The sequence below is a fragment of the Candidatus Binatus sp. genome (assembly GCF_030646925.1).
Classification (GTDB): Bacteria; Desulfobacterota; Binatia; order Binatales; family Binataceae; genus Binatus.
This window is the reverse complement of record NZ_JAUSKL010000014.1, coordinates 46,398-57,238: the sequence shown is the minus strand read 5'-3', so window position 1 is coordinate 57,238 and position 10,841 is coordinate 46,398. Positions and strand designations below refer to the sequence as shown.

Annotated in this window: 11 protein-coding genes; 3 read left to right on the top strand and 8 right to left on the bottom strand. The window is 56.0% G+C overall.

Annotation, left to right across the window (positions count from 1 at the left end):
• Nucleotides 1-460 precede the first annotated feature (460 nt).
• A complete protein-coding gene (locus Q7S58_RS01720) occupies nt 461-622 on the top strand; it encodes a hypothetical protein (RefSeq protein WP_304820158.1) in 162 nt (53 codons plus the stop codon).
• Between the two features lie 40 nt (nt 623-662).
• On the opposite strand, the gene Q7S58_RS01715 is transcribed toward Q7S58_RS01720, so the two are convergent.
• Nucleotides 663-1,403, bottom strand: coding sequence for a hypothetical protein (locus tag Q7S58_RS01715; RefSeq protein WP_304820156.1), 741 nt, complete (start codon nt 1,401-1,403; stop codon nt 663-665).
• 166 nt (nt 1,404-1,569) lie between these two features.
• Between Q7S58_RS01715 and Q7S58_RS01710 the strand changes: the two genes are divergently transcribed.
• Nucleotides 1,570-1,902, top strand: a complete 333-nt coding sequence (locus Q7S58_RS01710) for a hypothetical protein (protein WP_304820155.1) — start codon at nt 1,570-1,572, stop codon at nt 1,900-1,902.
• A gap of 61 nt (nt 1,903-1,963) precedes the next feature.
• Here Q7S58_RS01710 and Q7S58_RS01705 read toward each other — a convergent pair whose 3' ends face one another.
• From Q7S58_RS01705 to Q7S58_RS01680, 6 genes are all read right to left on the bottom strand, one after another.
• Nucleotides 1,964-2,752 carry a hypothetical protein gene (locus Q7S58_RS01705; RefSeq protein WP_304820153.1) on the bottom strand — a complete coding sequence of 263 codons (789 nt, stop codon included), beginning with the start codon at nt 2,750-2,752 and terminating at the stop codon, nt 1,964-1,966.
• Between the two features lie 345 nt (nt 2,753-3,097).
• On the bottom strand, nt 3,098-4,138 hold the full coding sequence (locus Q7S58_RS01700; protein WP_304820151.1) for a hypothetical protein: 1,041 nt from the start codon (nt 4,136-4,138) through the stop codon (nt 3,098-3,100).
• 312 nt (nt 4,139-4,450) lie between these two features.
• Complete coding sequence (locus Q7S58_RS01695) at nt 4,451-5,194, bottom strand: DUF5131 family protein (RefSeq protein WP_304820149.1); 744 nt, start codon at nt 5,192-5,194, stop codon at nt 4,451-4,453.
• Nucleotides 5,194-6,786 carry a transcriptional repressor LexA gene (gene lexA / locus Q7S58_RS01690; RefSeq protein WP_304820147.1) on the bottom strand — a complete coding sequence of 531 codons (1,593 nt, stop codon included), beginning with the start codon at nt 6,784-6,786 and terminating at the stop codon, nt 5,194-5,196. The genes Q7S58_RS01695 and lexA overlap by 1 nt, the downstream gene beginning before the upstream one ends.
• A gap of 150 nt (nt 6,787-6,936) precedes the next feature.
• Nucleotides 6,937-8,631: a recombinase family protein gene (locus tag Q7S58_RS01685; RefSeq protein ID WP_304820145.1), complete on the bottom strand. Its 1,695-nt coding sequence runs from the start codon at nt 8,629-8,631 to the stop codon at nt 6,937-6,939.
• Nucleotides 8,618-9,100 (bottom strand): DUF2924 domain-containing protein, encoded by a 483-nt coding sequence (locus Q7S58_RS01680; RefSeq protein ID WP_304820143.1) that lies wholly within the window; start codon nt 9,098-9,100, stop codon nt 8,618-8,620. The genes Q7S58_RS01685 and Q7S58_RS01680 overlap by 14 nt, the downstream gene beginning before the upstream one ends.
• A 439-nt stretch (nt 9,101-9,539) precedes the next feature.
• Between Q7S58_RS01680 and Q7S58_RS01675 the strand changes: the two genes are divergently transcribed.
• On the top strand, nt 9,540-9,872 hold the full coding sequence (locus tag Q7S58_RS01675; RefSeq protein ID WP_304820141.1) for a hypothetical protein: 333 nt from the start codon (nt 9,540-9,542) through the stop codon (nt 9,870-9,872).
• A 162-nt stretch (nt 9,873-10,034) separates the two neighbouring features.
• On the opposite strand, the gene Q7S58_RS01670 is transcribed toward Q7S58_RS01675, so the two are convergent.
• Nucleotides 10,035-10,841, bottom strand: a complete 807-nt coding sequence (locus Q7S58_RS01670; RefSeq protein WP_304820138.1) for an HNH endonuclease — start codon at nt 10,839-10,841, stop codon at nt 10,035-10,037.

The window sequence follows — 10,841 nt, the reverse complement described above, 5'->3', positions numbered from 1 at the left end:
GCTAGTTCGGATTGCCGCCGTCCAACTGATCTTTACGCTGGCTTGTCACTCAAAACTGCGCTTGCGGAGCTCATGTTCCTGCTCGGCTGTACGTTGTTCTGCGGCTATGCTTCGGTCTAGGCCTCGTATGTACTCCATCACCGCGAGAAAATACCCGCACAGGATTGCTCGAAAGGCGTCTCTGCCTCGTATCTTCGAACGCCTCAATTGGGCTGTCAACGCCGGAGTAAAACTGCATCACTCGGCCGGAGCAGAAATGCATCAGTTGGAGGGGCGGAGGGAATCGTGGGGTGGCTTCTGACAGGGGGAGTGCAACGGGGATCTCCCCCTCGCCATTGCAGCGAACATCTAACGTCGTCGAGCAGCGAGCAGTCTTATCCGGGTTCTGGTGGTGGTTGATCGTTACTTATGCGGCGCTTGCTGTGATTGACCCTGCGGCCGTGACGGCAACGTTCGGAAGGTGCCGGCGACGGGCATACCTGACGAGTTTCTTGCTACCGCCCGATGCAACGGGCAGGTCGGCTATCACGAGCAGACCGGTCCCAGGGCGGTCCGCCGCACTGGCCCGCTGATCAACGTGCTCGAGATACCTGTCGAGACGATTGTGAGGGCCGAGCCCTAGTTTTTTTACCCGCCCGAATGGTTGACGCAATGCTCTTTCGTCAATCGATAGCCTGCACGATCTTGCGTATGAGGTTGAGAGACTCGGCAGCCTTTCCCCGAATGGTGTCCCATGCCAAGGCGTAGTCCTCAATCGGAAAATCAATTCCAAGCCGAGCTAAGGCACTGATCAGTTCAGGGCTGCCTTTGTGCGTCAGACGGTTTCGAACTATGACGAGGTCTTTCAGCGCGCCAATCGCCCGGACTACGTCATCGCTATCCTTCTCAAAAGCAATCGATCGGAGAAAGGCTTGGAGCCTATTCAGTTTCTCCGCCCGTTTGATCTTGGTATCGCTTGGTAGCTGGTCATCGCGAACGTCAATCCATCTCAGCAGATCACCAAGGTCACCGAGCCGCGAACTAAACTCGTCATAGTCGGCGCACGGGAACCCCAAAGACGCGATTATCTCGACAGATCGGATCTCCATGAGCGGCTCGCCATTTTTTTCTTTCCAAACTGAGTTCAAGAAATCGATCGCCATAGGCACTTCACGGGGAGAATACGGTACAGCGGACGGCTTGGGTTTGGTGAGTACTTCGTAACGTTCCCAGCCTTTGGACGTCATTTCGAAATGATCTGAGTATTGGGTCAGCCTGGGGGCAACGTGCCCTGGTTCGACAAACGCCGGCCTAATGTACCCTTCGTCGGCAACAGCATTCATAACGTACATCAATCCGCCCTTCGCTATCGGCGGAGCAGCTCCGATGAGCGCAGAGACCTTGCGAGGTTCTTTCACGTTCATTTTCTCGTGAGGTTGTCCCATCCGCAGAAGTTCGCCTCCGAGCCAGCGAATGAAACTGTCTTTCTGTTTTCGAAATAGATGGAAGCTGGTAGGAGTCGATCATCGCCCGCAGCATCGGGGCGTCGATATCGATTTCTTCTTTTCGTTCGTTTGCGAGCCTGATTCGATGGCTCACAAGGGCTCGTGCCTCAGGCTTGGCGTTCAGGTCAGCTTCGGCTTCGGCGTTAAGCGCGAATTGGCCGCAACCAGAGCACTCAACCAATTTGACGCTCGAAATGTTGGAATTCACCGGTATCTGAGCCTGACCAAGGCATACAGGACACGTCTTCATACTTTTCGTTTTTTCCTTTGGTGGGATGCCAGCAATTTTATCACGGAATGCGGGCTCGGGACTTGCCTGCCGGTTCCGCAGTTTCATCCACAGGAGCGTTCACGCGTCTTGCTTGCGTCGAGCACGGTGAGCGTGCCGCCGTCCGCGATCCCGACGACGTGGCCGTGATGGTGTACGCGCCGGCACCCGACGCGGCCCCGAGCGCCGCCAGGGCGCTGCTTCGGCGAATTCAGGCAGCGTTGGTGCGAATTCGCTCCAGCTCCCGGAACGACTCCTCATCGCCAAGGTGAAACCGGTAAAACTGCTTCAAGTGTGTGATAGTCGCACGAAGCATTTCTTGCGCGAAGAGAAGGCTCCCAAAATTTGCGTAATTGAATCCTGCGACTCGATACCAATCAAAGTCCCTTGCGTACACGTCTATCGATTCCAGCACGGCAGCATACGATACGTGACTGTACTTCGAGAGCGCAGCGTAGATCCCAGCTTGAGTTTCCTCCACGGGCCACACCTCGCTTCGACCTTCATTGAAGAAGCGGTGTGCAGCCTTTCGAGCCCTACTATTCGGGATCGTCTCACCTTCGAACCATTTCTTGAGATTTGGGTGGTCTTGGCCCTCTACAAGGAAGAGCAGTATCAAGCCGAGCGCCTCATCAATTGCTCGGAGCATTTCTCCCGCTGGGATGCTCAATCCTCTGGCAGCCAGAACGAATAAGGCCTCAAAATGCTGGACCACTTGGCAGAACAATAGGTAACAGGCGGCTTCGATCGTCTCGTCCGATATGTTCGGAACTAGCGACTTGATTCGAATGACAAAGGGCTTGCAGGTCTCTAGAAGGCCTTGTAGTTCGGCGATCCGAGTCTCCACGGCTTGGCGGTTCGATTCCCTTTCCCTCGACACATAGTGGGAATCCGATTCTAGAATCCTTTTTATTTCATCTTCCTGACCTACTAGGAGAGCTTTGTGCTCACGGGTCGCCAAACGCAGTCTTTCCTTAATTTTGTCGAGTTCGGCCGGCATGGCCCCTTATTCCGAAAGCCAGCGATTCGGCCCCATAGCCGGCGTCGCCTCGTCCGACTCATACGGCTGGTGGTAACCATTGATGTGAAACTTCCACAGCGCGCACGATGAGTTGCACTGCGGCCAAGCGCCACAGGGGGCAGTTGATAGTGATACTTGGCCGCCGCCGCGTACATCGCTGGTGGAAACTGCTCGCACTTGTGGCAATCGTTGCATTTGCGGGCCTTTGATTGGCCACCAACGCAGCTTCGGCGATTGCGCGAAAGCTGTGGCAGCCAGCGCCAAGGATCCGAGGGTCGCGATTGTCGCGCTTCCGATCAAGCTGGTACCAACGCACGGTTCGATTCACATGGCACCAAGTAGCCGCGCGATCGGAAGTGCTTTTCCGGACCGCAGCTCTATCGTTTCGCCGTGAAACCCGCGCTCCTGTTGCTTGAAGTAGCTCAACACAACACCACGACGATCCTCGAACACGAGCCGAGATGGGTTCGCTCCAAGTCGTACCGCCCAAACGAGGTCGCCCTGGCGAGTCGCAATCTCATGGCCACCCTCTGTCCCCGCTACCACTTGCATTCCGCTCTCAAGACCCGCAAAAAGCTGTATCCGCGCTTCAAGGGAATGCTGGTTCCAATCGCACGCGACGGCATGCGCCGGAGCTTTGAACTCCCCCGAGCGGATTATCAAGTCGGGGCTCGCCAATACATGGGAGTTCGGCTCTTCGCCATTGTAGATGAACTGCTTGATCGCATTGAATTCCGGCTCAAACCCCGTAAAGTTTGGATAGAAGTGCAGAAAAGCATGAAAGCCTATTTTGGCTATAGCCCTGAAGTAGGTCGACGTGAGCTGGAACGCTGAACGCGCACGTATGATTTGCCCGGGTTCACCACTCCGAAAGACAACGGGCCTCCTGCCGAATATCTCCGAACACATAGCGTCGCTCAGGCGAAGATCTTCGTCGGAATCGCCAAAGAACTGCTCCACTCTGTATCCCGTCTCGTGCCTCTCTCTAAGCAGTCCTGGCACGTGCGGGGGAAACCTGCACGCTTCCGCGCCAAGCCGGATGAGCTCGACTTCGCCTTGCTGTCCGATGATCACAACCTGACGCTGCGGCTTGGCCTCGCTGTTGGACCCGACTTCCAACATAATGGCGCGTTTTGCATCGGGGTCCTCGCCGAGCACTTGAACGGGCGGATGCTTCTTGGCTCCTCGCGCGAAGATGTTGTGCTTTTCATGCGTTTCGCGCCCTAGATTGCCGCCTGCGATCTCGCGAAAGAGCGCTTCTGGACCACAATGAAGAAATACATCCTCTAGTTCGGTCCCGAAGCGGTTGTTGCAAGCTTTGCAGACTTTCTCTTTGAGTTCACGAAAGCCGCGGAATTTGCCCAAGCCTCGCGAGAACCAGTGTTCGCCGCGGCGATCGAAGGGTGCGCTACCATCGCAGAATCCGGATGGTCGAGTGTAAATGCAAAGCGGCATCTTTTGACTCGCAGAAATGCTATCTCGAACGCGATCGCGCCTCAATCTGGTCGCTCGCCAAGCGGCGATCCGCATTGGCTACAGAAATTCGCGCCTACTTGCTGGATATGGCGCGGTATACGCAGCCTTATGTCTTTGATCGGCAACGTCATTCGGCCGCAGGCGTTTTCGTCTCTGTCGCCAAACAGACGCAACAGCGTTTGATTCTTATTTGCTTCTAAATTAGCCGCGCGCGTTGGTCCTTTGGTTGGCAAATCGATTGACAGGCATCTGATCCCAGATCTGTCCGTCGAGAACTCTGCCAGCCTGCTTCTTGTTCTTCCCGCCCCATTGCTTGAAGAAGAATGGTACATTGGCGTTCCGGCATTGATCGCGCAGGTCGGTTGCCCAGGCAGGATCCAAAGCACGAGCACTGAAGCCAGACTCGCCACCTACGATGACCCAATCGATGCCGCGGAGATCGAGGTTATGTAGTGGACCTAGAAGTGGTTCCAGTGATAGGAATTTCAGCAGCGCCCGCGTCTGGCGAAGGTCATGGATTCGTGAACGATAGTTCTCGCTCTCTACGCTCACTCCCATCCAAATGTTCGGCGCCCACTCAAGCTTGGAATCGAGTTCGGCGAGACGTTCCGATCTTTTCGTCAAGACTTGGAACCGGTGCCAGTGCGCTCTGCGCATGATCTCGAAGATGCGTCGGATGTAGTCGAGCGGGACGTCTTTGTGAAAAAGATCGCTCATCGAGTTTACAAATATAATTTGGGGCTTCTTCCATCGGAGTGGCACGTCGAGCATGTGCGGTTGGAGCGTCAGCCGGAATCCATTGCGGTAGTTCTCTTGTCCCATAGCCTGTAGGCGCTCCGCCATGCGCTCAGCGTAACAAAATTTGCAGCCTGGACTGAGCTTTGTGCATCCTGTAACCGGGTTCCAAGTGGACTCCGTCCACTCGATTCCAGAGCCACGAGCCATTACAGCACCACCTTCTTCAACAAATGATTTGCGATCTTCAGAGCAATGTTTGCGCCATTTGAATTACTTGCTGCGAAACATAGGAGGTAGAGAGGGCAGTTCGCTGAATTCAGCAAGACCTTTGGCTCGTCTGCAACGCCGGCGAATACCGTCTTGAGGCGCCTAATGAAGTATTGCCCGACCGTGTCTATCGTCGCCTTTACAACTTGCTCCTCGGGTTTCCCAAAAAGCGTGGGCGTGCTCTCAACCCGGTAGAACTCCTCGTACCAGTCCTCAGTCCCAAGCAACAGATCGAGGCGTCTTTTCCATGATTCCGGTATGCCGCCCGACTTCGTCAGCAGGCGGTTCACGCCGATGCCAAGCGGGAACAGCACCCAGAGGTCGATAGCTTTCGTTTTGGCGATCGCATCAATCGTCTTCCACTCCACCTGCATCCCGTACGGATCGAGGAAAAGAACGGCGCGATGCGAGCTCCAGTTCTTGCTGCATAGCGCCTGGATTTCCAGGTTAGCTTCGCCCTCGCGGATCTGGATTGCACTTGCAAGGTGTGGGAACTGCGACCTGAGGTCTTCAAGCTGCTTGCACCGTGCCGGACTCCGCTCGATAAAAACGTAGCTATCGAATCGGGGATCTGTTTTCAGCGCTCGGACGGCTGAGCCTTCCAGCAAATCCTGCGGTTCCGGCTCCGCGAGATCGGGAAACAGCAACGATTGTGACGACAACCCGGTCTCGCTCTCAGGCCTAGCCTCGCGGTAGCCTGTGCCCGCGAATGCATCGATGTAACCCTTCAGAAAGGGCGTATTCTTCAGCGCTGTCGTATAAGCAGCTAGGTATTCTGCGACCACATCAAGTTTCGCGGTCGTCCTGCTCCCGCCAAACAGATGGCTTTTGCCGAGATGCTCCCTGCGTTTTTTCTGGCTCACGCTTAGGCACCTCCCAGGGGCGATTCTTCGCGCAGTTCGACGCGTCGATGGATGGGCGGTTGCGCCGCTCTCGTGGTACGCACGCATCAGTCCGACGACCACACCTTGGATAGTCGCCTCTGGGGTTCTCACTTCGATGGATCGATATTGAGGATTCTCAGCGACGAGCATCACGCGGCTCTTATTAATCCGCAATCGTTTGATGGTCGTCTCGCTCTCAAGAGTGGCGATGACCACGTCACCATCGACCGCGACTGATTGCTGGCGCACGACGACTTGATCGCCCTCGAATATTCCCGCATCCCGCATGCTATCACCGGCAACACGGAGGGCGAAAAACGTCCCTTTTCTCGTCCAAGCCAAGGGAACCGGAATGCGTTGGCCAGTGTGCTCGTCAGAGATCACTGGTACACCCGGGACCACGCGACCCACGAGTGGCACGCGAGCAATCGGCGGACGCTCTTCCCGCAACCGAAGTTCACGATGTCTGCCAGTAAGTTCCAGGTATCCCTTGCGTACCAGGGCACGCAGATGGTCGCGGACCGTGCCGGTCGACGCCCACTTAAACTCAGCGCAAAGCTCGCGATAGGTTGGCGCGGGGTCGCCTTGGTCCGCGTGTCGGCGGAGGGCTTCCAACACCCTTCTCTGAATCGTCGTGAGCGCCTCCATCAGTGGTCGAGTAGTAATACCACTCAATTGAGTGGTGCTCAATATTCGCATGCCAATTGCGACAAGATCCTATGGCGCGAAAAATGGAGGAAGAGGAATCCTAGGCCAGTAGCCTATCAAAATTTGTGACCCAGTAAGCCTCCTGAAGGCTCAATCGAAGCCGAGCGCCGCAAGTTGCTTGGTCCACTCGACGGGAATGTCGATGCCGCGGCTAAGTGCCTCACAAGTGAGATCTGCCGGATGACGACCCTCGGCGATCGCCTGAACAATCGCAGGTGAAAGGAACGCAAGGTGCATTAAACGCCTTACAAAACGTTCGTTTACCCCTTCTCGCTCTGCGATCTCCCGCGTGAATACTGCGCGACCCGAGACGAGTTCGTTGAACCACTTGCGTCCTCGCGCGACCGCTTTCAGAAGAGTCGGATCGGTCTTGCGGGTCGAAACACCGCCGCCGATCACCAGCCGCATCGCGACTCCGCGTCGTTTCATTTCCAGAGGTACGAATCGAGTTAACGTCAACGAAGACGATTGCCGGATGCCCGAATCGCGCGGGAGTAGCGATTCGAGATTCATCGATATTTCCATGCCATCCTTTCTGAGATCGACTCGTCTAACGAGTTCAACGATGGTGGGCGCCGCTTGAGGCTCTGATTCCAGCAACGCGCTCTTGGCTTCGTCCGCTTTGAGAACTGAATTAATCTCGGCTGACGATACGCCGGCTTCCTGCAACGTGGTCGCAATGCCTGCGTGGTCGCTAAGGATCTTCTGAACCGACACAACAACACTTTGCTCCAGCTCCGGTGCAGCCAATCGCCAACCCTTCTCCTTTCCTACCGAGGAGCCGCCGCTTCTTATCAGCTCCCTGGAAACATAATACCGGTAACGACCACCATGGCGGCCCTTCGCCGCCGTCGAGTACAGCGGATCGCCGTTCTCATCGAACAACTTGCCGGCCAAAACGTTAGTAGCGGCTTTGATTTTTGGAGTACCGTCTCGAGCAGCTTGGTCGCGAAGCTGTCTCTGAACCTCTTCCCAGACTTGTCGATCCACGATGGCTTCGTGCTGCCCTGGATGACGAATCTCCTTGTGACGGATCTCACCGACGTAGATCGGGTTCGCGAGCAACTCGTAAAGGGCGCCGCGAGAAAAAGATCGGCCTCCCGAGCGTGTGCCGTTCTTCGATACGCGAATCTTCGAAACGATCCCGCGCCGATCCAGATCTTGTTTCAGAAGACGGACGCTGCCGAGTTCGAGGTATCGTTTATAGATCTGCTTAACGAGCTTCGATTCTTCCTGATTGACCACCAGCCGGCGATCGCGGATGTCGTAACCGAGGCAGCAGAGGCCCCCCATCCACATGCCCTTCTTCTTGGAGGCAGCAATCTTGTCGCGGATCCGCTCCCCGGTTACCTCTCGCTCAAATTGCGCAAACGAGAGCAGGACATTCAGTGTGAGACGGCCCATCGAAGTGGTGGTATTGAATTGCTGAGTGATCGAGACGAACGAAACGTGGTGAGCATCAAAGATCTCCACGATTTTGGCGAAGTCCGCCAGCGAACGGGTTAGCCGGTCGACCTTGTAAACCACCACGACATCGATCCGGCCTTCGTCGATATCGGACAGAAGGCGCTGCAAAGCGGGGCGCTCCATAGTGCCGCCGGAAATGCCACCGTCATCGTACGCGGTCTTGACCAGACGCCAACCCTCACCTGCCTGGCTCTTGATGAACGCTTCGCAGGCTTCACGCTGAGCCTGCAGCGAATTGAAATCCTGCTCGAGGCCTTCCTCTGAAGATTTTCGGGTATACACCGCGCAACGTTGAACCGAAGATTTAGCGGGTTCCACTAGCCCCCTCCTTCGCCCGACCTTTCAAACCAAAGAAGAGAGGTCCTGACCATCGGCAGCCGGTAATGACCCGAGCAACTTGTGAGAGCGAACGGTAATTCTTTTTGCGGTATAGAACACCTCGTTCGAGCACGGTGACGTGGTGGCTTTTGCCCTGCCAATCGCGGATCAGAACCATGCCGGCTGAGGTGCTTGTAACAGGCCGGGTACGTAAAATCCGGCGGCCGGCTTCTTCCTCGGACACGCGCTCGAGCAAGCGGCGTACCGACGGCTTGAGCCCACCGAACGCTCGCTCCTGCATACGATAAGCAATTGCCGAGATGAGCAGTTTCTTGCTGCTGCGCGGCGGCGGTTCCGTGCCGTATACGGATCGCCATCTTACTTTCAGTTCGCTTACCCTCAGATCGAACAGGGCGTCGATCTCGCTTGAGATCTTTGCGGTTTCGCCGCCATAAAATCCGTGGTTCATGCTCTGTCCACCTCCCGAGCGGACAGAGACACACATTGCTCGTTTCGCGGCAGGGAGCCAGTCCTTGCGCGGAGGATTCGAGCGACAAACACCCACGCAGGTTCGGCAAATTTGCGGCGCAGTGCCGAAAGTCGCCGAAGAATTCAAATTGACTGCGCTTTTGGCCATGGGCAGCCAATCGGTGGGTTCTCCATGGAGTTAGCTATTGTCCGCACAATTGGCGGTTCGTGCGCGATTTTAACTTGGCGGACGGACTAGGTCTTGGTCTGCACCCCCATTCGCCTTCCAATCGCCCCGATCGTGGCCCTCGATCCGCGCCAATAGCCGGCTTCTTACTTTCTGAACGAATGACGTTAGAGAGTGCCAAGAATCACTCGCTTCACGCTCGCAACAGAGCAAACATCCCGCCAGCCGTTAAGGCTTAGGAGACTTAGAGAACATGGAAGACGCGAAATTGGCGAACGGAAGCGGGCATCAACAACTGATCGAACGGTCGCGATCCAAGGCAGGGAATGATGAGAAGGAAGCGGTGCGAAGAGACGCTAAGAAACTGGTGAGGAAGAAGGCTACCCCGAGAAAGGCCAAGCCCGCGCAGCTTCTCCGAAAGAAGACAAGTAGCAAGTCGAAATCAGACAAGTTAGTTTGCCGCTATTGCGGGAGCGACGACCTAGCTCCGAGCTTCATCAAGCGGCGGGATCGCCGATGCCGCAAATGTTTCAGTAAACGCTATGGCTCGGCCGGACAGACGAGGAAGGCGAAGGTAAAGGAATAATTTGACCCTAGCTGAGATGAGGGGCCGGGGCTCGAAAGGGTTCGGCCCCTTTTGTTTAAGGCAGTGGTAGACCAATTCGGACCCGGTCGATCTCAAACATTGTCGTTGCCTTTTGGAAGCCCAGCTGGGCGCGCGACGGAAGTCGAATCAGGCCCGGAATCGCTACATACCTGTCGCGCCCGTTGGCGTCATCCAGCCGTCTCTCGGCGCATAACGGGCGCGATGCCATTTCAAGTTTAACCTGTGAGCGGACGTGAGACCACTAAGCTTGGGCTCCTTGGCCAAGCCTAGCCCGGAGCATGCTTCTGCGCTCAGCTCAGGAGAAAAAAGCACTAAGCCGTCGTCCTCGAATGTGATTAATCCGGCATCGAATGCGGAATCCCAAAGTGCGGAGAGCAGAAGTCCGTTATGAACATCCAGTCGTTGTTCGTCTGTTGCACACTCAGCCCACGGGACGATGTGTGACGCGCGGAGCAATGCCGTGTCGGTGATTCCTGAGAGGGGACATCGCCCGCCCCAGTAGTTCATTAGTGCTTGGCGAAACACGTCCTGTCCTATGCGCTGTATGACGAGCCGCTCGATTTCGGTGGCGCGCGAGAGGTTCTGCACAGCAGCACGAAAGTTCGCGAAGGGTACGTCGGGAAGGCTTAGGCCGAGGCGATATACTCGGTCCAGAGCACCGTAGAGCCCTTCGAGATTGTCGAAAACGAAGGTGACCGCACCGGGTCCTATAGTTGCTGATGTCGATGGAAGCTCGATTTCGGCACCGACTTCAGGACGACCGATGGACAATAGCCAGGGCCCGCTCTTAGAAACGCTGGCGATCCAGACCTGGCCCTTTGCTGTCGTTGAAGCAAAGCATAACCAGCCGCCTTCGATTCCACGAATCAACCGATAGCCATTGTTCGATGCGGCCTTCTGCGCCTCCGTGCGCACAATGAAGCCGGGCGGGTCTTCAGGTTGGATCAT

Bases quoted from the DNA above. Each gene is read 5' to 3' on its own strand.
- Q7S58_RS01675 (WP_304820141.1), top strand. From the start codon at position 9,540: ATGGAAGACGCGAAATTGGCGAACGGAAGCGGGCATCAACAACTGATC.
- Q7S58_RS01670 (WP_304820138.1), bottom strand. From the start codon at position 10,841: ATGATCCAACCTGAAGACCCGCCCGGCTTCATTGTGCGCACGGAGGCG.
- Q7S58_RS01715 (WP_304820156.1), bottom strand. From the start codon at position 1,403: ATGAACGTGAAAGAACCTCGCAAGGTCTCTGCGCTCATCGGAGCTGCT.
- lexA (WP_304820147.1), bottom strand. From the start codon at position 6,786: ATGGAGGCGCTCACGACGATTCAGAGAAGGGTGTTGGAAGCCCTCCGC.
- Q7S58_RS01710 (WP_304820155.1), top strand. From the start codon at position 1,570: ATGGCTCACAAGGGCTCGTGCCTCAGGCTTGGCGTTCAGGTCAGCTTC.
- Q7S58_RS01705 (WP_304820153.1), bottom strand. From the start codon at position 2,752: ATGCCGGCCGAACTCGACAAAATTAAGGAAAGACTGCGTTTGGCGACC.
- Q7S58_RS01680 (WP_304820143.1), bottom strand. From the start codon at position 9,100: ATGAACCACGGATTTTATGGCGGCGAAACCGCAAAGATCTCAAGCGAG.
- Q7S58_RS01695 (WP_304820149.1), bottom strand. From the start codon at position 5,194: ATGGCTCGTGGCTCTGGAATCGAGTGGACGGAGTCCACTTGGAACCCG.